General features: G+C 59.9%; 16 protein-coding genes. 13 read left to right on the forward strand and 3 right to left on the reverse strand.

What is annotated here, in order from left to right:
• Nucleotides 1-7: 7 nt before the first annotated feature.
• The 3 genes from ADJ74_RS05290 to ADJ74_RS11535 all read right to left on the reverse strand — a co-directional run bounded on the left by ADJ74_RS05290 (nt 8) and on the right by ADJ74_RS11535 (nt 6,134).
• The gene (locus ADJ74_RS05290; protein ID WP_253271729.1) at nt 8-5,212 is read right to left on the reverse strand and encodes a DUF4132 domain-containing protein; all 5,205 of its coding nucleotides are present in this window, start codon (nt 5,210-5,212) and stop codon (nt 8-10) included.
• A gap of 200 nt (nt 5,213-5,412) precedes the next feature.
• Nucleotides 5,413-5,835: a hypothetical protein gene (locus tag ADJ74_RS05295; protein ID WP_050342470.1), complete on the reverse strand. Its 423-nt coding sequence runs from the start codon at nt 5,833-5,835 to the stop codon at nt 5,413-5,415.
• 173 nt (nt 5,836-6,008) lie between these two features.
• A complete protein-coding gene (locus tag ADJ74_RS11535) occupies nt 6,009-6,134 on the reverse strand; it encodes a secretion protein HlyD (protein WP_071586098.1) in 126 nt (41 codons plus the stop codon).
• A 66-nt stretch (nt 6,135-6,200) separates the two neighbouring features.
• Between ADJ74_RS11535 and ADJ74_RS05300 the strand changes: the two genes are divergently transcribed.
• The 13 genes from ADJ74_RS05300 to ADJ74_RS05360 all read left to right on the forward strand — a co-directional run bounded on the left by ADJ74_RS05300 (nt 6,201) and on the right by ADJ74_RS05360 (nt 21,585).
• Nucleotides 6,201-6,863: a hypothetical protein gene (locus tag ADJ74_RS05300; protein ID WP_050342474.1), complete on the forward strand. Its 663-nt coding sequence runs from the start codon at nt 6,201-6,203 to the stop codon at nt 6,861-6,863.
• 441 nt (nt 6,864-7,304) lie between these two features.
• Complete coding sequence (locus ADJ74_RS05305) at nt 7,305-11,000, forward strand: nitrate reductase subunit alpha (protein ID WP_050342477.1); 3,696 nt, start codon at nt 7,305-7,307, stop codon at nt 10,998-11,000.
• Nucleotides 10,990-12,408 (forward strand): nitrate reductase subunit beta, encoded by a 1,419-nt coding sequence (gene narH, locus ADJ74_RS05310; protein ID WP_050342479.1) that lies wholly within the window; start codon nt 10,990-10,992, stop codon nt 12,406-12,408. The genes ADJ74_RS05305 and narH overlap by 11 nt, the downstream gene beginning before the upstream one ends.
• Nucleotides 12,409-12,410: 2 nt before the next feature.
• Nucleotides 12,411-12,944, forward strand: a complete 534-nt coding sequence (gene narJ / locus ADJ74_RS05315) for a nitrate reductase molybdenum cofactor assembly chaperone (protein WP_039981165.1) — start codon at nt 12,411-12,413, stop codon at nt 12,942-12,944.
• Nucleotides 12,941-13,606 carry a respiratory nitrate reductase subunit gamma gene (gene narI, locus ADJ74_RS05320; protein WP_050342481.1) on the forward strand — a complete coding sequence of 222 codons (666 nt, stop codon included), beginning with the start codon at nt 12,941-12,943 and terminating at the stop codon, nt 13,604-13,606. Before narJ ends, narI begins: the two co-directional genes overlap by 4 nt.
• A gap of 125 nt (nt 13,607-13,731) precedes the next feature.
• A complete protein-coding gene (locus tag ADJ74_RS05325) occupies nt 13,732-14,025 on the forward strand; it encodes a hypothetical protein (protein WP_050342483.1) in 294 nt (97 codons plus the stop codon).
• Nucleotides 14,026-14,200: 175 nt separating this feature from the next.
• Nucleotides 14,201-15,565, forward strand: coding sequence for a DUF389 domain-containing protein (locus ADJ74_RS05330; protein ID WP_050342485.1), 1,365 nt, complete (start codon nt 14,201-14,203; stop codon nt 15,563-15,565).
• A gap of 140 nt (nt 15,566-15,705) precedes the next feature.
• Nucleotides 15,706-17,118 carry a glycoside hydrolase family 1 protein gene (locus ADJ74_RS05335; protein WP_050342487.1) on the forward strand — a complete coding sequence of 471 codons (1,413 nt, stop codon included), beginning with the start codon at nt 15,706-15,708 and terminating at the stop codon, nt 17,116-17,118.
• Nucleotides 17,119-17,384: 266 nt separating this feature from the next.
• Nucleotides 17,385-18,662 (forward strand): SLC13 family permease, encoded by a 1,278-nt coding sequence (locus ADJ74_RS05340; protein WP_050342489.1) that lies wholly within the window; start codon nt 17,385-17,387, stop codon nt 18,660-18,662.
• 183 nt (nt 18,663-18,845) lie between these two features.
• Nucleotides 18,846-19,427, forward strand: a complete 582-nt coding sequence (locus tag ADJ74_RS05345) for a nucleoside triphosphate pyrophosphatase (RefSeq protein ID WP_050342491.1) — start codon at nt 18,846-18,848, stop codon at nt 19,425-19,427.
• The gene (radC, locus tag ADJ74_RS05350; RefSeq protein WP_009753256.1) at nt 19,414-20,091 is read left to right on the forward strand and encodes a DNA repair protein RadC; all 678 of its coding nucleotides are present in this window, start codon (nt 19,414-19,416) and stop codon (nt 20,089-20,091) included. The genes ADJ74_RS05345 and radC overlap by 14 nt, the downstream gene beginning before the upstream one ends.
• Nucleotides 20,092-20,182: 91 nt before the next feature.
• Nucleotides 20,183-20,566 carry a universal stress protein gene (locus ADJ74_RS05355; RefSeq protein WP_170950735.1) on the forward strand — a complete coding sequence of 128 codons (384 nt, stop codon included), beginning with the start codon at nt 20,183-20,185 and terminating at the stop codon, nt 20,564-20,566.
• An 11-nt stretch (nt 20,567-20,577) separates the two neighbouring features.
• Nucleotides 20,578-21,585 (forward strand): deoxyguanosinetriphosphate triphosphohydrolase, encoded by a 1,008-nt coding sequence (locus tag ADJ74_RS05360; protein ID WP_050342496.1) that lies wholly within the window; start codon nt 20,578-20,580, stop codon nt 21,583-21,585.
• Nucleotide 21,586 lies beyond the last annotated feature (1 nt).

Raw genomic sequence — 21,586 nt, forward strand, 5'->3', positions numbered from 1 at the left:
TTCTTCCTTACCTCCTCACATGGATCTGGTCGAGGATGAACGGATCCTTGATCTTGCCGTCCTCGGCAAAGAGGATGATCTTCGACAGGATCTCCGCCGTCTTCGGATCCTCGTCGAGGAACGGGAGGAAGAGACGCCCGCGATGCTGGCTGTGGACGGGCAGAACGTTGATCATCGCGCCCGCCTTCTGCTGGATGATGCCGCTGCCGAGGTGGACGGTGTAGTCGCCGAGCTTGCCGTGGATGTGCGCATGCGCACCCTCGAGCCGCACGTTGTCCAGTTTGAACAGCGGCAGGTTAAACTGCACGATGGCGCGGCGCATCTCGATGGTCGAGTGGCTCGCCTCGGGATCGACGCCGCCGACGTGTGCGACGGAGACGACGAGATCGACGTCGCGCATGACCTCGCTGAAGATGAGATCGGGGACATCGTCGATCGGCAGCCGCTTGAAGGTTTTACGGTCGAAGAACTCGACCCACTCCAGTGTCGGCGCCTCGATGTCGGCGGGCGAGTACCAGTCGGCGAGCGCGTAGATGCGCGCGATGATGTTCGCCTTGTAGTAGATGCGCTGCAGTCCCTCACTGCCGTCGATGACCCAGCGGCGCGTCTTGAGCAGGGCGACGGTCTTTGCGGGCTGCACCTGATGCCCCGCATAGCGGTGGCTCGACTCCTTGCCGTGCTCGTCCGCCGTCTTGATGTAGAGCTCGCGGAATACCTGCTTGAACGGCTGACGGATCTCCTTTTCAAAAAGATATTTCTGGTAGTCCGCCCATGTGCCGCTCTCATAGAGATCGAGCGCGTGGGCGATCTTTACCTCCGCGTCCTCCGCGAGCTCCGTGCGCGTGCCGTCCGCAGCGACGAGCGCACCGTCCGCATAGAAGCCGAGAGCTGCGCCCGACTGAAACACGAGCGGCTTCAGCAGCGGCGCAATGACGGGGTTGTACGTCATGACACTCACGATCTCGCGTGCGAGGAGCGGCGTGCCGTCCTCCATCATCTCCTCAAGCATCTTCTTTGCGCGGCGGTACTGCTCCTTTAGATTCTTCTCTGCGTCCTTCAGCTCGAGCACGTAGGCGTTCTTCTTCAGCTTCGCGGGGACGGCCTTCAGCGGCTTCCCGCCCTTCGTGCAGGCGAGCGACACTGCGCCGTCCTCTGCGACGGAGAGGGAGAGCGCGACATCCTCGACCTCCTTCGGACTGAAATGATCGGCGTGCGCCTTGATGAGCTCCGTCTCCGCCGTCCACACGAGGCGCGTCACATCGTCAAATCCGCAGGCGCGCGCGAGGTTCGAGAGGGCGATCTCCACCGCCTTCTCCTCACTCGCACGGCGCTGCGCCCCGAACTGCTTGCTTTCCTTGAGGAAATTTTGGAGGAACACATAGCGTGCGAGCATATCCTTATCCCGTGCGCGTTTCAGCGGGATCAGGCCGCAGCACATGACGAGATCTTTGTTGCGCTTCGCCGTGATTTCCTTCTCCACATCGGCGAGGTTCAACGCACCGCGTACGGCATCGGCAAATTTGCGTGCGCGCGCGTGCTTTGCGCCGTTCGAGATGTACTTTGCCGCGTCGTAGAGACTCTCAAAATGCGCCTTGCCGAGCTCCTTGTACGCCGCCTTGAACCAGTCGATGTCGAACGCGCCTTCCTTCAGATCCTCGATGGGGATGGGCGTGTACTTTGCGATCATGCTCTCGCGATCCTTCGGGATGTCGCTCATGTGCGCTTGGAAGTAGTAGCAGCCGCTCGCCATACTGCGCCAGCCGAGGTATGCCTCGATGAGCGGGATCCACTGCGGCGCGTACATCGCCGCCTCGACGAGACGCTGCTGGGCGATGCCCGCGTCCTTCAGCGCCGCCTTCAGGTCGGCGGCCGTCTCGCCCGCGTGCGGGTGGCTGACCTTCAGCAGGTGGCTCAGCGTCGATGCCTTTGCCTCGTCCGAGCCCGCGTACCAGCTGCGGCGGTCGAGCTTCAGCGCACCGAGCGCCTGCAGGATGCGCACGAAGAGCTGGATGCCCTCGACGCGTAGGATACTGTCCACGGCGGCGGAGTGGAGCGCGGGCGTATCGCCGCGCCGCAGCTCTGCCGTGACGATGCTGTCGACGACGCGCTGTCCCTCCTCGTTGATAAAGAAAAGCACATCCTCCGTCTGTGCGCCGCGGCACTCGGGGTCATTGCGGTCGGGGAGCGCACCGCTCCGATAGCGCTCGAGCACGCGTACGCGGTTCTGCTCGACCTTTTTCTGCTTGCGGCGTGCGTCCTCATCCATATCCTCCGCCTGCACGCCGAGGAGCATCTTGTAGAACGCGTCCTTCTTCTCCATGCCGAGGAGGTGTGCCTTTGCATGCTCGATGATGCCCGTCAGGCCGCCCTCGGGTTCCCCTCCCGCGCGCAGAAGGACATCCTCGATCCGCTCCGCGAGCCGCAGGCGCAGGGCGTAGGACTGTGCGAACTCCGCATCGTCCGCGTAGAGCCGCGCCCCGTGCAGGGCGGCCTGCATCAGTGCATTGTCGTGCGTGATCCGATACGTGCTCGAACTCCAACGCCCCTTTCGCTCCACGAGGTAGAGCTTTTCATCATAGCATTCATAGGCGCGGCGCATCAGCAGCAGCCCTGCGGCAAAGACGAAGGGGCGATTCTCCTCTGCGTGCGTTTCATAGAGCACGCGGATGACGTTTTTCCCCGTCTGCCGTCCGACGTACCCCTCGCCGAAGTAGCTCAGCTTCTGCGCGGCGAGGGCGGCGGGGAACGCCGTCCAGTCCCGCCCCGTGATGCGCGTCAGCCCCTCCGTAAAGAGGGCATCCTCCGCCTTTGCCATGAGAACGGCGATGGCGAGCTGATAGAGCACGCGGAAGTCTTTGATCTCCTTTCGATAGAAATCCTCCCAGACCTCCGGGAGCGGGTAGTCTTTGATATTGTTGGGGGCCCTCTTCGTGTGTTCGGTATCCGCGCGCTCGTAAAAGCCCGAGGCCAGCGTCGTCTCCTCCCTGCCGTTCCAGCGGCTCTTGTACTCATAGTCCTCGTGTTCCGTGTAGAGCGCGTCGAGTTTTTCGACGATCGTGAGCAGTTCCTCGTCCGTGCACGGGAAAATATCCTCGAGCGTGACGGTATTCATGACGTGCACGGTGTTCGTCGCCGCATCATAGCCTCCCATCACGCCGGCGGCATCCTCCGCACCGCGGATGTCTATGGAGAAGTCCGGCGCATATTTTGCGTCGAACAGCGCGTCCTCCGCCGCTGCCGCCGCGCCCGTGCGTGCGAGCTCGTCGATCAGCACCTGCTCGTCCGACGTCGGCTTCTTGATCGTCTGTGCGAGGGCGAGCAGCTCCTCCTGCGGGATGCGCCCGTCCGCCTTGCAGCGCAGAAGGAGGTCGAGCGCGCCGAGCCGCTTGTTCACGTCACGCTGCGTGAGGAGGCCTGCCATCGTCGTACGGAGCTGTGCGTCGGTCTGCTCGTAGAGGAGATCGAGCACCGTGCGGCGTACATTCGCCGTCTTGAGGCGCAGCAGGGCGGCGATGTCGGCACAGTGGCGCGTGACGAAGTCCCCGCCCATGAGACCCTTTGTCGTCTCAGGCGCCGTGCGGAGCGTGTCGGTGACCTCCGTATCGGGCACCGACGCCGTTGGGTTCTCACGGATGATCCGCGCCGCTGTCTCGGGAGCGAGGCGCAGGAGATCGATGAGTGCCTTCTCCTGCACGGGGCTCAGCGGTGCCTTGAGGAGGAGCGGCGCAACGCGCTGCCCGGCGTAGCAGACCGAGAGGACGGGCGCAACGCGGTCAGTCAGCGCACCGTCCGCACAGAGGGCAGCGAGCACCATCGTGCGCGCCAGATCCTCGCGGCGCAGGGTCGCCCCGTACCACGGGAAGATGCACGGACGGTATTCCTCCTCCTTGCGCTTCATCTGTGCGTGGGCGCGTTCGCAGAGGTCAAAGAAACGCGTGGCCTCCTCTGCGTCCACGAAATACTCCTGTGCATCAAATTTCTTGACGAAGTCGTCGAGATCCCGCAGGATGTAGAAACTGTCCACAATGAAGGGGAGATAGCAGGCGATCTTCTTCATATCCTCTGCACTGAGCTCCGCGTCCGTGATGCCGAGGAGGACGCGCTTGGCGACGCTCCGCTCGGCCGCGCCGTCCTGCAGTGCGTGCAGGAAGTACGAGACGAGCAGGACGGAGTGCGGACGCCCCTCCCCAATGATCTCCTCCATGGCGGCGATGAGATCCTTTACGTCGTGCAGCCCCTTGCTCCACAGCCCGACCATCGCCTCGACATTGTCCGCGCTGTGGACGAAGGCATCTCCCTCCGCGGGATCGCGCAGCACGCGCATGATGAGCGCGAGGAGCTTCTTGTCCACGCGTTCGCTGTCCGTCCCGATGCCGATGGTCGTCGCGATGGCGCGGCGCACGGACGAGAAACGGATGAGATTATGCTCCTCGATCAGCCCCATGATGTAGACGAAGTGCTCCTGCCGCCCGCAGTCCATCGTCTCGCAGATCGCCTGCCGCAGACCCTCCTGCAGTTTCCCCGCGAGGAGGAGCTTGCCGACGAGTTCTGCGAGCTCCGTATTGCGTGCCTTGAAGATGGCGCGGAACACATCGTAGGTGAGGATTTTCGTGTTGTTCTCGCTGAGCAGCATCTCGCGGATGATGGAGAGGACTTCCTCATCGCCGCGGTCAATCCACACGGCGATCTGCTCGGGCACGAGGAAGCTGCTGCCGTACTTTTCCACATCGTAGGCGCCGCGCAGAATCTGTGGCACGGTCAGTCCGGAGAAACGCTGGCGAATCAGCCGCTCTACCAGCGCCCAGATGCGCCCGACGTGCTGATGATAGTCACGCGAGCGGATGAGACGGCGCGTATAGCGGGTCGTGTAGGGATAGTCGGCGAGATTGTGTGCGATAGCGACGAGGTCTTTCCGCAGCGCCTCGCCCATCATGAGGTCAAAGGCGGGGTAGAGCGCGGGCGGCAGGACATCATCGTCCACCGTGCAGACCACGTCCTTCTTGTTGCGGCGGAAATTCGCTACAACGACATCCCAGTCATAGTCGGGTTCGCCCTTTTTGTCCGTGCGGAAAAAGAGAAAATTCAGCAGTTTTTGGCTCTGCTCATTCAGCGCGGGCATCGCCTCTTTCAGCTCCGCCAAAAGCGCGGCCATGTCCTCATCGCCCAGATACCAGTTGATCATCGTATTCCTCCAGTTACTATACGCCAGCATGATGCAGCGCTCCAAAGCGAACCTTAGTGAAGCAAGTGAGAAAAGTACGTGTTCTGCCCCCTGTGGACTTCTTTCGTTCAAGCGAAGCGCGTTTAAGAAGTCCACAGGTATTTAGGCAGATAAGCGCACGATCACTTGCGCAACGAGGTGTTCGCGTGGAGCGTGCAGCATCGCATCAGATGAGTGCATAACATCCTCCCTCACCACATACGTCCCGCGAGCATCGTCAGACGCACAAAGGTGATCTCATCGTTCTCCTTCAGCGTGACGGGCGTATCGCACGTCTCGCCGAGCTCCTCCCCATTCACGAAAATGCGGTAGATGCCATCCTCGAACGACTGCCGCGCATTCTCAATCGCCGCCGCCGCACTCTGCACCTGCCCGCGATAGTCCACGCCAAAGCCGACCTTGCCGACCGTGCTCGCATCCGCGATCTCCGCGCGCGTCAGATAGCGGAGCGCCGTCTCGCCCGTCTCCGCACGCGCGTTGAACCGCGTGACCTCCGCCGTCACAAACGCATCGATCAGTTCGCCGACATCGTGCACCGCGCCAATCTCATACGGGCGCGTTTCGATGGCATCCCTGCGCTTGCCGATGTGCTTTACATTCACCTGTACCTGCATAACCCTGCCTTTCGTATCGAAAAGATACAATAACTTATCTTACATTATAGTATAGTTGAAGGATTCATACAATAAGAAGGGCATTTGTTGTCAATGCGTCATGGCAGATGATGGATATCATCAATAAAAATTGATTTTGGATTAAAAGGGGGGCGATTTTTACGATAATATTGTTAAGGAAGCACTGATAAATTCAGCACTACCATCTTGACGCATCTTTTTTGCCCGCACTGTGTCGGCAAATCCTCCACATAGCCCTTGCTATGCGTCCGGTTTGCCTCCTTGTTCGGACGAAAAATCTACGCCAATCTGGCAGACTTCATTTTATCAGCGATTCCTTAGAAGAAAAGAAAGGAAGGCTTGATATGGCATATTTGAGCGTACATGGAACAGATGATGCGGCGCGCGTCCACTCATCCGCCGCCAAACCGTCGAAAAAGGCAGCTGATGGAGAAGTTTTTGCCGCGATGCTCGGCGAGGCGTTGTCGACATCCGATTCCGACGCGAAGCGGAACTCAGTGGAGAATATTTGCAAGTGGTCTGTTGATCCGGAGCATTATCCGGAACCGGATGATGAGGCACTCATTGCGGCTCTCTATAACGATGATCTGCGTGATTATTCCACAATGGCGAAGCCGCGTATCGGCGGACGCCTTGTTGTCTGTCAGAAGAATCCTGACGGTTCGCTTTTCTACTACCCGCCGCGGGATGCATCATTCGAGGAAAAGCGTGCGTTCGTCGACGCGATGAAGGGGCTTTCACGAGAGGAACGCTATCAGGTGAATAACCTCATCTCCGATATGTTCGGCTTCTCTCCCTTTCATCCATTTCTGCATCGGCAGTTGCCGCGAACAGCGGGAGATGTGCAGTCGAGTACACTGTTTGATCTTTTGCGCGATGAAGTGATTAAGGATCTTAAGCAAATGCATGTGGATGATCCAAATCGCCCATGGCGTGAACAGGAAGCGGCGGTACTGGACAAGATTTTTGAACGCAGGGAAGCCGCAAAGCGTTCGGCAATACATTAGGGAAGCACTGATAAATTCAGCACAATCGTCTTGACGCATCTTTTTTCCCGCACGTCGGCGGAAATCTATGCTAAACTGAGGGGCTGCTTTATCAGCGATTCCATTAGTCAAACGATTCACGGGAGTACCGCATGAGGCTGAGGGCTTCGTGCGGTGCTCCTTTTTTATGAGCAAAATGTTCACGCAATTAGCATGGCCATGAAGCAATAATGAGAATCTCACGCAAGATTCATCATATATGAATTGAGAATATTATTCGATTGTAGAATTTGCCTAAAACTGTGATATAACTCACATTCTAGAGACAAGGATTATAGTAACATAAAAGAACCTATGTAATGTGTTTTTTCTGTGTAAAGGAAGCACTGATAAATTCAGAACCGCCATCTTAGGGTCTATTTTATCAGCGATTCCTAAACAGAACAGCGGAGGGGTGAAGGCGTGAGCAGTATCTTTCAAAAATTCAAGTATCTGATTCCTACGTCGACTTCTGCGGATGGTCATCAGGAGACGCGCGAGGGCGGACGTACATGGGAGAACATGTACCGTGATCGCTGGTCATTTGACAAGACCGTACGCACGACGCATGGCGTCAACTGCACGGGCTCGTGCAGCTGGAACGTCCACGTCAAGAACGGGATCGTAGCGTGGGAGAATCAGGCGACGGACTACCCGGAGACGGCGCCGGACATGCCGGACTTCGAGCCGCGCGGCTGTCCGCGTGGGTCGACGTTCTCCTGGTATCTCTACAGTCCGCATCGCGTGAAGTTCCCATACCTGCGCGGGGAGCTGGCGGCTCTCTGGCGTGAGGCGCGCGCGTCGCACGCGAACGCATACGAGGCGTGGAAGAGCATCGCCTCGGATCCCGTGAAGCAGAAGAAGTACAAAGAGGCCCGCGGCATGGGCGGCTTTGTGCGCTCCAACTGGGAAGAGGTCAGCGAGCTGATCGCCGCCTCCGTGCTCTATACGGCGTATACCTACGGCTCCGACCGTATCTTCGGCTTCTCTGTTATCCCGGCGATGTCGATGCTGAGCTATGCAGCGGGCATCCGTTTCATGCAGCTGATGGGCGGCGTAGGACTCTCGTTCTACGACTGGTACGCCGACCTCCCGCCTGCGAGCCCGCAGATCTGGGGCGAGCAGACGGACGTACCCGAGTCAAGCGACTGGTACAACGCGGGCTACCTCATCACATGGGGCTCGAATGTGCCGCTGACGCGTACGCCGGACGCACATTTTATGGCGGAGGTGCGCTACAAGGGGACGAAGGTTGTCTCCATCGCGCCCGACTACGCCGAGTCGTCGATGTTCGCGGACACGTGGATTTCGCTGAAGGTCGGCAGTGACTCTGCCCTCGCGATGGCGATGGGACACGTCATCCTGAAGGAATACTATGTTGACAAGACCGTCCCGTTCTTCGTCGAGTACACGCGGAAATACACGGACTTCCCGTTCCTCGTGCGCATCGAAAAGCGCGCGGACGGCACGTATATCCCCGGGCGCATGCTCTCCTCGCGCGACATGGGACGCGACGAGAAGCACGCAGAGTTCCGCTACTATGTGGTGGATGATAAAACGGGCGAGATCGTCATCCCGAACGGCACACTCGCCGAGCGCTGGAGCGATCAGGAGAAATGGAACATCCGCGAGGAGAACCGCGACACGGGCGCGGAGATCTGCCCGCGTCTCTCCGTCTGGGATGATAAGACCGGGACGGTGGAGGTCGAGCTGCCGTACTTTGGCAACGACCGCGAAAAGCGCACGCTGACGCGTGCACTCCCCGTGCGCAGCGTCAAGACCGCAGACGGCGAGGTGCTCGTCACGACGGTCTACGATCTGACGCTCGCGAACTATGCGATTGACCGCGGCATCGGCGGCGAGAGTGCGGGCTCCTACGAGGACGATACGCCCTATACGCCCGCATGGCAGGAGAAGTACACAGGCATCGCACCCGACCTCGTCATCAAGACGGCGCGCGAGATCGCGGACAATGCGATCAAGACGAACGGGCGCACGATGATCATCATGGGCGGCGGCATCAACCACTGGTTCCACGCCGACATCGTCTACCGCACGATCATCAACCTCCTGCTCTTCACGGGCTGCGAGGGACGCAACGGCGGCGGCTGGGCGCACTACGTCGGGCAGGAGAAGCTCCGTCCGAACGAGGGCTGGGCGCGCATCATGTCGGGCTCCGACTGGCAGGCTCCGCCGAAGATGCTGAACTCCACGTCGTTCTACTATTTTGCGACCGACCAGTGGCGCAGCGACGAGATCCAGACGGACGCGCTCGCGGCGGCAAACGAGACGGCGCGCTATACGCATCCGGCGGACTACGCCCTGCTCGCGGCACGTCTCGGCTGGGCACCCGCCTATCCGACGTTCAACCGCGGCTCGAACCAGATCGCCGCAGACGCGAAGTCGGCGGGCTATGAGGGCGCGGACGGCATCAAGCAGTATGTCGTGAAGAGTCTGAAGGACGGCAGCCTCGACTTCGCGTGGGCGGACCCCGATGCACCCCAGAACTTCCCGCGCAACCTCTTTGTCTGGCGCTGCAACCTGCTCGGCTCGTCCGCGAAGGGCAACGACTACTTCCTCAAGTATCTCCTCGGCACAGAGAACAGCATCTTCCAGGAGGAGGATGCCGCCGTCCGTCCGCAGGAGGTCAAGTGGCGTGAGAAGGAGGAGCTCGAAAAGCCGGGCGGCGCGCTCGACGGCAAGCTCGACCTCCTCGTCGCGCTCGATTTCCGCATGGCGGGCAACGCGCTCTACTCCGACGTCGTCCTTCCGACGGCGACGTGGTACGAGAAGACTGACATCTCCTCGACGGATATGCATCCCTTCGTCCATCCGTTCCAGCCGGCGGTCGATCCGCTCTGGGAGTCGCGGACGGACTGGGATATCTACCGCACGCTCGCACAGGCGGTCTCCGCCGTCGCGAAGGATGCGGGACTCACCCCGTACACGAACATCGCCGCGACCCCGCTCGGGCACGACAGCGAGGCAGAGCTCGCACAGCCCGACGGCGTCGTGCGCGACTGGAAAAAGGGCGAGTGCGAGCCGATCCCCGGCAGGACGATGCCGAACATCGCCGCGAATACGATCGACTACACGAAACTCTATGAGAAGTGGATCGCACTCGGGCCGAATGCGGGCGGCAAGACGGCGAGCCACGGCAATACGTGGGACTCGGCAGAGGACTACGAGGAAATCCGCCGGCGCAACGGCATCATCGACAACAAGGACTATGTGTCCTACGGCTGCCCCTCGATCTACGAGGCACGGCAGGCGATCGACGCGGTGCTCGGCATGTCGCCGACGACCTGCGGCAGGACGGCCGTCCGTGCATGGGCGGCGGTCGAAAAGCGCACGGGACTTTCGAACCTCACGAAGCTCGCGAAGGATCGCGAGGAGGAGCGCTTTACCTACGATCAGGTCATTGCGCAGCCGCGTGAGACGATCACGGCGCCGACCTTTACGGGCAGCAATCAGAACCGCCGCTACACGCCCTTTACGAACAATGTGGAGGAGCTGATTCCGTTCCGCACGCTGACGGGACGCCAGCATTTCTACATGGATCATGAGGTCATGCGCGAGTTCGGCGAGGCACAGGCGGTCTACCGCCCGATCCTCGATTTCCGCCCGATGAATAGGTCGCTGAACGGTCCGCAGAAGGAGATCACGCTGAAGTATCTCACCCCGCACAACAAGTGGAGTACGCACAGCATGTACTTCGATGCGCAGCAGATGCTCACGATGTTCCGCGGCGGCCAGAGCGTCTGGATGAGCGAGAAGGACGCGGCGGAGATCGGCGTGAAGGACAACGACTGGATCGAGCTCTACAACCGCAACGGCGTCGTCGCCTCGCGCGTCGTCGTCTCGCCGCGCATTCCGCAGGGCGCAGTCTTTATGCACCACGCGCAGGACCGCCACATCAACGTGCCGGGCTCGAAGCTCTCCGGGACGCGCGCGGGAACGCACAACACCCCGACGCACATTCACATGAAGCCCACCCACCTCATCGGCGGCTACGGGCAGCTCAGCTATGGATTTAACTACTACGGCCCGACGGGCAACCAGCGCGACTCGTATGTCGTCGTGCGGCGCATGGAGGAGGTAGATTGGCTTGAAGATTAAAGCACAGATCGCGATGGTCATGAATCTCGACAAGTGCATTGGCTGTCATACGTGCTCCATCCTGTGCAAGAACGTCTGGACGAACCGGCGCGGCGCGGAGTATATGTATTTCAACAACGTCGAGACAAAACCCGGCATCGGCTATCCGAAGCAGTGGGAGAATCAGGAAAAATGGAAGGGCGGCTGGGAGCTGAAGGACGGCGAGCTGAGCCTCAAGACCGGCGGCAAGATCTCGCGCCTCGCGAAGCTCTTTTACCATCCGCAGCAGCCTGAGATGGACGACTACTATGAGCCGTGGACATACGACTATGAGACGCTGATCCACACGAAGCGGCGCAACCACCAGCCCGTGGCGCGTCCGCGCTCGCTCATCACGCAGAAGCGCATGGAGATCAAATGGGGCCCGAACTGGGAGGACGACCTCGCCGACGGACAGTCCGCACGCAAGGACTACAACCTCAGCAAGATCGGACAGGAGATCACGCTTGAGTTCCACGACATCTTCATGAAGCATCTGCCGCGTCTCTGCAACCACTGCCTCAACCCCGCCTGCGTCGCGGCGTGCCCCTCGGGCGCGATCTACAAGCGCGACGAGGACGGCGTGGTGCTGATCTCGCAGGACGGCTGCCGCGGCTGGCGTCACTGCGTCCCCGCGTGCCCGTACAAGAAGATCTACTACAACTGGGAGACGAACAAGGCGGAGAAGTGCGTATTCTGCTTCCCGCGCCTTGAGAATGGTCTGCCGACCGTGTGCAGCGACGGCTGCGTCGGGCGCATGCGCTATCTCGGCGTGCTGCTCTACGATGCGGACAAGGTGAAGGCGGCGGCATCGACCCCCGATCCGAAGGACATCTACAAGGCGTACCTCGATGCGCTCTGCGATCCGAACGATCCCGCAACGGTGAAGGCGGCGCACGAGGCAGGCATCCCTGACCGCTGGATCCGCGCGGCACAGAACTCGCCCTCGTATAAGCTGATCGCCGAGTGGCAGCTCGCGTTCCCGCTCCATCCGGAGTACCGCACGCTGCCGAACATCTGGTACGTCCCGCCCCTCAGTCCGATCGCACGGCGCGCCGAGGAGAAGGTATTCTTCCCCGGCGCAGCAGAGATGCGCATTCCCGTCGCCTACCTCGCCCAGCTCCTGACGGCGGGCGACACGGCGGCGATCGAGCGCGTCCTCGGCGTGCTGCTCGAGCTGCGCACCTACATGCGCACGAAGCAGACGGGCGAGCCGCTGCCCGCGGGACTCACGCACGATGCGGAGACCTACGAGGCGATGTACCGTCTGCTCGGCATCGCAAAGCGCCGCGATCGGTTCAACATCCCCGCGGGCGTGCAGGACGTATCGCAGGATAAACTGCGCGAGCTGCAGGGGACGGCAGGCTATGCCTGTCCCGGGGGGTGCTGATGATGGAGACAAACAGCATTCAAAAGGAGCTGCTTCTCACCTCCTATCTCTTTGAGTATCCCTCCAAGGAATGGTGGGGGGATGTGAAGGAGTGCGCCGCCGAGGCGCATACCGTCGAGCGCCCGCAGTCGCGCGAGGTGCTTGAGGAGTTCTTTGACTACGTGGAGGAAAGCGACCCGAAGGAGTATGAGGACGCATACGTGCGTGCCTTCGACTTCTCCCAGAACACGAACCTCTACCTCACGACGCACAACCGCACCGATTTCGGCAAGCAGTCCGAGGAGATGCTCGCGTACAAGCAGCTCTTCCTCGATGCGGGCTATGACCTCGACCATGAGCTGCCCGACTACCTGCCCGCGATCCTTGAGCTCGCAGCAGCCGTGCCCGAGGAGCGTGCCGCACACATCCTCGGCGCGGTGCGCCCGAAGCTGGAGCTCCTGCGTGACCGTCTGATTGAGGCGAAGCTGCCCTACGCGTTTCTGCTCGATGTCGTCCTCACGGGGGCGGCGCATCTGGAAGGGAGGACGGCATCATGAAACAGTTTGTCTGGGGCGCGCTCCCCTACATTGCGTTCACGTTCCTCATCGTGGGGACGATCGTGCGCTACACCGTCTTTGAGCGGAACTGGACGACGAAGTCCAGCCAGTTCCTCACGAAGGGGAACCTCCCGCTCGCAGGTCCCATGTTCCACCTCGGCCTCGCCATGGCACTCGGCGGACACATCATCGGCGTGCTCATCCCGAAGGCGGCGACGGAGGCGGTGGGCATCAACGAGCACCTCTATCACATGATCGCGCTCGGCGGCGGTACGCCCGCGGGGATTCTCTTCTTCCTCGGCTTCATCCTCCTGCTCGGCCGCCGTTTCGGCACCGACCGCATGGCGGTGAACACGTCGTCGATGGATCGTTTCCTCTATTTCTTCCTCTTCCTTGCCATCTTCACGGGCTGTGCGGCAACAGGTCTCAACGCCTTGGAGGGCGGTTTTGACTACCGCGAGACCATCGCGCCGTGGTTCCGCTCCGTCCTTATGCTCAGCCCCGATATCTCCTACATGGAGAACGTGCCGCTCATGTTCCGCCTGCACATGCTCGCGTGGATGTCGGTCGCGATTCTCTTCCCGTTCTCGCGTCTCGTCCACTGCCTCAGTGCACCGTTCGAGTATCTCTGGCGAAGCCCGATCATCTATCGGAAAAAGTAATGCACGACCGTAGTATACCTGAAAGCCTCTGCATCATCGGATGCGGGGGCTTTTTCTGTTGACCAAAGGCATAGAAGCCGATATAATAGAGAGACACGTATAGAGAGGAAAGGGTGGAGTGTGCGATGGGAGAGCCAAATGCTGATGAGCTGATCCGCACGACGCTGGATCGGCGGACGGAGGAGCTGCGCGCGACGCTCGCGGCCGATCTTGAGACCGCGTGGAAGCACGGCGTGGAGGCCGGCAAGGCGGAGGGATTCGCCGAGGGTGAGTTCCGCGGACGCAAGCAGGGCGTCATCCGCGTGGCGATGAACTGCCTGCGTGCGGGGCTTGATACGGCGGTCGTCGCCAAGGCGGCGGAGCTGCCCGAGCCGATCATCAAGAAGCTCGCGCAGGACAACGGCATCGAGATCGCGTAAGAGATGCGCGGCGGATGCTTGAGGAAATACCGATGAATTTGATGCGGCAGCACGCCGCATTTTTTTTGCGTATAACAAGAGCATAGCGCGCAGCAATGGAGCTGCTGCAGGGAACAAAACAGGCCGTGCAGCAACCTTTTTACTTGCAGCTGACAGAAAGCGAAGGAGATAAATTTTGATTTGGAATCAGCTAAAAATTTTCTTTGACTTACGTGGTGATATTGCTTCGACACAGGAAATTACGAAGCGGGTCAACGCTGGTATCCAATTTCGGGGGACGAATCTCAGCGTTTTGATACTGGCGATCTTTATTGCCTCCATCGGTCTCAATATGAATAGTACGGCGGTCATTATCGGAGCGATGCTGATCTCGCCGTTGATGGGGTCGATCCTTGGGATTGGCTATGGGCTTGCCCGTTATGACAGCACGTATATACGTTCCGGTGCAGGTAATCTATTCGCCCAAGTGCTCATTTCAGTTGCTGCATCGACGCTTTATTTTTCCCTCACGCCGATCGATGCCCCCTCTTCGGAGCTGCTTGCACGGACATCGCCGACCATCTGGGATGTTTTAATCGCTGCCTTTGGCGGGCTGGCAGGCATCATCGGGATAACACGCAAGGAGGGCGGAAATGTTATTCCGGGGGTTGCGATTGCAACGGCTCTGATGCCTCCACTCTGCACCGCAGGATATGGGATTGCTGCGGGAGTAGCGGCGTACGCTGTTGGGGCACTCTATCTGTTCTTCATCAATAGCTTCTTTATCTGTCTGACTGCATTTGTTGTCCTGAAACTCATTGACATCCCATCGAAGATTGAGCAGGACTCCGTAGAATTTTCAAGACAAAAACGCTATCTGATGGCCTTAGCCATCCTTGTCACGCTGCCCAGCTGTTTCGCGGCGTATCAGAGCGTGCAGGAAAATCTGGAGAACGAGCAGGCGAAAATCTTTTTTGAGGAGAATTTCAAAACACCTCCGCACATTGCCATCTCCTATACCTTGGATAACGAGAAGAAAACGCTGACGGTTTTTACAATCGCTAGAATATCGAAGGATGATCTTGTGGAATTGACGGAGAAATTGCATCAAAAGACACAGCTCAAACCGTTTCACCTAGAAATCTTTTCTTCGGAAGACCGTGAAGAAATGGAGGCGATGATCGATCAGAGGCTCAGTGAGACAGGAAAAAGAGCGATTCCCTCTGTTCAGGAGCAGCAGACTGTGACCGCACTCAAATCTGCCCGCGAGGAAGGGGAGAAGCAAGGAATGTACATATTGGACTGGAATCGTGAGGCGCGCATCGTTTTCCCGGAGATCTCCCGCATCGCCGTCGGGAGTGTACGCGAACCTGCCGGAACAGGAGGGGATACATCGACAGCTCTGAAGGAAAACCAGATTGCGTTTATCTATCTTAACGCCGATATGGACGAAGCGTCGCGCCATCGCCTGACCGAATGGATTTCGGACAAAGCAAAACACCGTGTAGAGGTGCACTTCCTTCCTGAGACCATGTCTGCAACGGGGGAAAAGGGGCTATAGCTTTACTTTGCCAAGAGCGAGTCCGGTGTCATGTATGCGTTTATGCCGCATCTTTTTGTATGCGTCGATTTGGTCGTCGCATGGATAAAGAAGCACGGTGAGGGAAGTATTTTCCTGTGATATGGGGAAAGGAGCACAGTATGACATTTCCGAAGGATTTCCTCTGGGGCGGGGCGGTCGCCGCAAATCAGTGTGAGGGCGCGTACCATGCGGACGGCAAGGGGCTCGACATACAGGACATCATGCCGCACGGCATCATGGGGGCGCCGACTGAGGAGCCGACCGCGGACAATCTGAAGCTCACGGCGATTGACTTCTACCATCGGTATCGGGAGGATATCGCCCTCTTTGCCGAGATGGGGTTCAAGGTGTTCCGCACGTCGATTGCGTGGAGCCGCATTTATCCGAATGGGGACGATGCGGAGCCGAACGAGGCGGGGCTGCAGTTCTACGATGATCTCTTTGACGAGTGTCTGCGACATGGCATCGAGCCGCTCGTCACGATCTCGCACTACGAGACGCCGCTTCATCTTACGAAAACATACAACGGCTGGATGAGCCACGACCTCATCGGCTTCTACGAACGCTATGTGCGCACGATCTTTACGCGCTATCGAGATAAAGTAAAATACTGGCTGACGTTCAACGAAATCAACTCCGTGCTGCACGAGCCGCTGCTCTCGGGCGGCATCATGACGCCGAAGGCGGAGCTGTCGCTGTCGGATCTCTATCAGGCATGTCATCATGAGTTCGTTGCCTCGGCACGCGCGGTCAAGATCGGGCATGAGATCATCCCGGACGCCAAGGTCGGCTGCATGATCCTCGCGATGCCGACCTATCCGCTGACCCCCGCACCCGACGACATGATCGCCGTCATGCAGGCGGAGCATTTTAACGACTTCTTCGGCGACATGCACGTACGCGGTGTGTACCCCGGCTATATGAAACGGTACTTTCGTGAGAACGGCATCGAGATCAGGGCGACGGAGGAGGAGCTGCGCCTCCTGCGGGAGCACACGGTGGACTTCGTTTCGTTCAGCTACTACGTCAGTATCTGTGAGGGCGCAGGCGGTACGGCGGGCGGCGGCAACATCCTCGGCGGGAAGAAAAACCCGTATCTGAGGGCGAGCGAATGGGGCTGGCAGATCGACCCGCAGGGGCTGCGGCTCGTGCTGAACCGCTTCTATGATCGCTGGCAGAAGCCTCTCTTCATCGTGGAGAACGGGCTGGGCGCAAAGGACGTGCTCGTCGCGGACGGCGCGGGCGGCATGACGGTGGAGGACGACTACCGCATCGACTATCTAAGCGATCACCTCGTGCAGGTGGAGGAGGCCATCGCCGACGGCGTGCCCGTCATGGGCTATACGACGTGGGGCTGCATCGACCTCGTGAGCGCATCGACCGCGCAGATGAGCAAGCGTTACGGCTTCATCTACGTTGACCGAAATGACGACGGGACGGGAACGCTCGCGCGGCACCGCAAGAGATCATTCCACTGGTATAGGAACGTGATCGCGACCAATGGAGCCTGTTTGCGGCGCACAGTGGAATGAGGCGCAGGGCTCCGCTGCCCATCGACTGCACCGAGGCACACGCGCAGCGCACCCTGTTTTGTGAAAAACACCACACAACACGCGCAAGTGCGAAAGAAAAATTGTACGCGGAAAAAAACTTGTCACTAATCACAGGCTTGTGATAAGATGAACAAAGTCGTGCGTGCGGCGGCTGTGCCGCACGTCAGTAGAACACCCCCACGGAATCACTGATAAAATGAGAAACCAAATGTATCAGTGCTTCCCAAGACAAAGGAGGCGCATCTATGGAAACCTTGGCCGCAATCATTTTTGTCGTGATGTATATGGTGATCGTGTCGGAGAAGATTCACCGCACGGTCGCCGCGATGATCGGCGCAGTGCTCATGATGCTGCTCGGCATCCTCTCGCAGGAGGTCGCGCTGCACCATGTGGACTTTGAGACGCTCGGGCTGCTCGTCGGGATGATGGTGCTGGTCGGCGTGACGAAGGAGACGGGGCTTTTTGACTACGTCGCCATCAAGGCGGCGAAATCTGCACAGGCGGAGCCGCGCCGCATCCTCGTCTACCTCTGCGTGATCACGGCGGTATTCTCCGCCTTCCTCGACAACGTGACGACGGTGCTGCTCATGGTGCCGGTGACGTTCAGCATCACAAAGATTCTGAAACTCGATCCGATGCCGTATCTGCTGACGCAGATCATCGCCTCGAACATCGGCGGAACGGCGACCCTCATCGGCGACCCGCCGAACATTATGATCGGCAGTGCGGTCAAGGAACTGACCTTCGTCATGTTCATCGAACATCTCGCACCGATCGCCATTGTCTGTATGGTGGTTGTGCTCTTTATCATGTCGACGATCTACCGCAAGCAGCTCGTGACGACGCCGGAGCTGCAGGCAGAGCTGATGCAGATGGACGAGAAGGCGGCGATCACGGATCACGCCCTGCTGAAGCGTGCACTGTTCGTGCTGGGGCTGACGATCCTCGGATTTTTCACGCACTCCTTTACGCATATTGAGTCCTCGCTCATTGCCCTCACGGGCGGCTTCCTGCTGCTCCTCCTCGCGGGCGGCAGCGAGCATCTCGTGGAAAAGGCGATGCATGCGGTCGAGTGGCCGACGATCTTCTTTTTCATCGGCCTCTTTATCGCGGTCGGCGGTCTGATCGAGGTCGGCATCATCGCCCAGCTCGCGGAGACGGCGGTCAATGCGACGGGCGGCGACCTGACGGCAACGTCGCTCCTCATCCTCTGGATGAGTGCGATCATCTCGTCCGTGCTGGACAACATTCCGTTCGTCGCGACGATGATTCCGCTCATTCAGAACATGGGCGCGATGGGCATCACGAACCTCGAGCCGCTCTGGTGGTCGCTCGCACTCGGCGCGTGCCTCGGCGGCAACGGGACGCTCGTCGGCGCATCGGCGAACCTCATCGTGGCGGGGATGGCGGCGGAGCGCGGCGTACACATCAGCTTCGTCCGTTACTTCAAGATCGGCTTCCCGCTCATGCTGCTCACGATCGTCCTCTCGACGGTCTACGTCTACGTGCGCTATCTGCTCTGATTTCTAAAGGATAAAAGAAAATTATTCTTTGCAGGAAAATAGAGCGTTTGCGCGAATCAAATAAATACAGGAAAATTGTGGGAGACACCGACACAGTTTCGGTGTCTCTCTTTTTGACCAAGAAATATTTGCTTTCTGTGCTCTGCATGGAGAGCAGGGAGTATCATCAGGCAGGAGGGAGCTATGTTTATTCTTGCATCAGCATCGCCGCGCCGCCGCGCGCTCCTGCGCCAGATCGGGGCGCAGTTCGTCTCGATTACGCCCGCTGTCGAGGAGCGCAAGGACGGGGAGCACCCGCGCGACGATGTGATCTACAATGCGCTGATGAAGGCGCGCAAGGTGGCGGCGGAGTACCCCGACCACGCCGTCCTCGGGGCGGATACGGCGATTGTCCTCGGCGGCAAGTCGTTCGGCAAGCCGCGCGACGCCGAGGAGGCGCGCCACATCCTCTCCCTGCTGGAGGGGCGTCAGCACACGGTACTGACGGGGATCGCGTGGGTCGTGGGTGGACGCGTGGTCACGGACGCGACGGAGACGACGGTGCGTTTTGCGCCGATGTCGCCGGCGGAGATCGCCGCATACGTGGCGACGGGCGAACCGATGGGCAAGGCGGGGGCGTATGCGATTCAGGGGCGCGCGGCCGTCTACATCGAGGAGATCCACGGCTCGTTCTCGAATGTCGTCGGGCTGCCTCTCTACGCCGTGGCGGCACTCGCGCGCACGGCGGGCGTCATCATGGAGGCAGCGGACGATGCCTCTCTCTGACCTCCCGCACGGGGAGCTGCCGCGCGAGCGGCTTCTGGCGCATGGGGCAGCAGTGCTCAGCGACGCGGAGCTGCTGGCCGTTCTCCTGCGGACGGGGCGGACGGGAGAGCATGTCCTCGATCTCGCACGCGGCATCGTCGCGCAGTTTCGGGAGGAGGGGCTCGCGGCGATCCTGCGCATGCCAGCCGCCGAGTTTGCACGCATCCCGGGCATCGGCGGGGCAAAGGCGGCGACGGTACTCGCCGCCTTAGAGCTCGGCCGACGCGCCTACGCGGGGACGCACGGGATGCCGCACCTGAACGAGGCGGCGGATGTGATGACGCTCCTTTCGGCGCGCTGCCATGCGGAGCGACGCGAGCACTTCTTCGTCCTGCCGCTCTCGGCAAAGAACGAGCTGCTGATGCTCGCCGATGTGTCGACGGGGACGCTCACGAATGCGCTGGTGCACCCGCGCGAGGTATTCGAGCCCGCGATCCGCTGCGGCGCGGCGCATGTGATCGTCGCACACAACCACCCGAGCGGCGACCCCACGCCGAGCGCGGAGGATCACCGCCTCACACGCAGTCTGTACGAGGCGGGGAAACTGCTCGGCATCCCTGTGACGGATCATGTCGTCGTCGCGCGGGACGGTTTCTTCAGCTTTGCCGAGGAGGGGCTGCTGTAATACTTTTTTTTCACAGAAAAAGGATTTGCCGTTTTATCATCGAAATATACAGATAACGTAACTAACAATATGCAGCAAATTAGGAGGGATTATGATGAGTGACATCAAGAAGATTCTCGTCCCTGTGGATGGTTCGGTCAACGGCTGCAAGGCTGTGGACGAGGCGCTCTCGATCGCGGAAAAATGCGGTGCGGAGCTGGATTTTGTCTACGTCGCGAGCAACATCAACAAGGATATCCCGAGCCATATCGTCTTTGACCGTATCTGGGAGAAGCTGCCCGAGAGCCTGACGGCGCGCAAGCACGTCAAGAGCGGGCACGTCGCCAAGTGCATTCTGGAGCTGGCCGATGAGGAGAAGGCGGATATCATCATCATGGGCAGCCGTGGTCTCGGCCTCCTCAAGGGCGTATTTATTGGCAGCGTCAGCCAGAAGGTGGTGGAGGAGTCGAAGATCCCCGTCATGGTCGTCAAATAGGAGGTGCAGCCATGACGGTACGTGAGCGTTTGGAGGAGCAGGAGGCGGCTCTGCTGTCGCCGCTGGCGGCGCGCAGCGTGGATGCATCGCGCAGTCATCCGATGGCGGAGTGCCCCTTTCGCACAAAGTTCCAACGCGACCGTGACCGCATTCTGCATTCCAAGTCCTTTCGCCGGCTAAAGCACAAGACGCAGGTCTACATCGTGGCGGGCGACCACTACCGCACGCGCATGACGCACAGCCTTGAGGTGGCGCAGATCTCGCGCACGATCGCGCGGAGTCTGCGGCTCAACGAGGATCTGACGGAGGCGATCGCCCTCGGGCACGATGTCGGACATACGCCGTTCGGACATGCGGGCGAGGCGGTGATGGAGGAGATCCTCGGGCATTTTGCCCACAACGAGCAGAGCCTGCGCATGGTGGAGATCCTAGAGCGCGGCGGGCACGGGCTGAACCTTACGGGCGCGGTGCGCGACGGCATCCTGAACCACACGGGAAAGGGGATGCCGTCGACGTTTGAGGGACGCATTGTCCGCATCGCCGACCGCATCGCCTACCTCTGCCACGACTATGACGACAGCCTGCGTGCGGGGCTCCTCACGGCGGATGATCTGCCGGCAGAGGTGCGCGACGCGTTCGGTACGGATACGTCGGCGATGATCACAAGTATGGTGTCGGATATGATCGTCACCTCGGAGGCACGCGGCGACGCGGCGCTCTCTCCGGAGGTGCAGCATGTGATGGATGCGTTCCGCAGCTTTATGTTCGAGCACATCTATCATTCCAAGACGCTCGCGCACGAGCGCGCACAGGCGGGCTATGTCCTGCGTGCGCTGATGGATCACTTCACCGTGTACTTTGACACGCTGCCGCGCGAGTTTATCGCGCGGGCGGAGCGGTGGGGGCGCGAGCAGTGCGTCGTGGACTACGTGGCAGGGCTGACGGACAGCTACGCCGTCGCGCTGTTCCGCGAGATCTACATCCCGCCCGTCGATCAGATGACCATCAAACCAATATAAG

Source organism: Selenomonas sp. oral taxon 478 (assembly GCF_001189555.1).
Taxonomy (GTDB): Bacteria; Bacillota; Negativicutes; order Selenomonadales; family Selenomonadaceae; genus Centipeda; species Centipeda felix.

Bases quoted from the DNA above. Each gene is read 5' to 3' on its own strand.
- ADJ74_RS05290 (WP_253271729.1), bottom strand. From the start codon at position 5,212: ATGCTGGCGTATAGTAACTGGAGGAATACGATGATCAACTGGTATCTG.
- ADJ74_RS05295 (WP_050342470.1), bottom strand. From the start codon at position 5,835: ATGCAGGTACAGGTGAATGTAAAGCACATCGGCAAGCGCAGGGATGCC.
- ADJ74_RS05300 (WP_050342474.1), top strand. From the start codon at position 6,201: ATGGCATATTTGAGCGTACATGGAACAGATGATGCGGCGCGCGTCCAC.
- narJ (WP_039981165.1), top strand. From the start codon at position 12,411: ATGGAGACAAACAGCATTCAAAAGGAGCTGCTTCTCACCTCCTATCTC.
- narI (WP_050342481.1), top strand. From the start codon at position 12,941: ATGAAACAGTTTGTCTGGGGCGCGCTCCCCTACATTGCGTTCACGTTC.
- ADJ74_RS05325 (WP_050342483.1), top strand. From the start codon at position 13,732: ATGGGAGAGCCAAATGCTGATGAGCTGATCCGCACGACGCTGGATCGG.
- ADJ74_RS05335 (WP_050342487.1), top strand. From the start codon at position 15,706: ATGACATTTCCGAAGGATTTCCTCTGGGGCGGGGCGGTCGCCGCAAAT.
- ADJ74_RS05340 (WP_050342489.1), top strand. From the start codon at position 17,385: ATGGAAACCTTGGCCGCAATCATTTTTGTCGTGATGTATATGGTGATC.
- ADJ74_RS05345 (WP_050342491.1), top strand. From the start codon at position 18,846: ATGTTTATTCTTGCATCAGCATCGCCGCGCCGCCGCGCGCTCCTGCGC.
- radC (WP_009753256.1), top strand. From the start codon at position 19,414: ATGCCTCTCTCTGACCTCCCGCACGGGGAGCTGCCGCGCGAGCGGCTT.
- ADJ74_RS05355 (WP_170950735.1), top strand. From the start codon at position 20,183: ATGATGAGTGACATCAAGAAGATTCTCGTCCCTGTGGATGGTTCGGTC.
- ADJ74_RS05360 (WP_050342496.1), top strand. From the start codon at position 20,578: ATGACGGTACGTGAGCGTTTGGAGGAGCAGGAGGCGGCTCTGCTGTCG.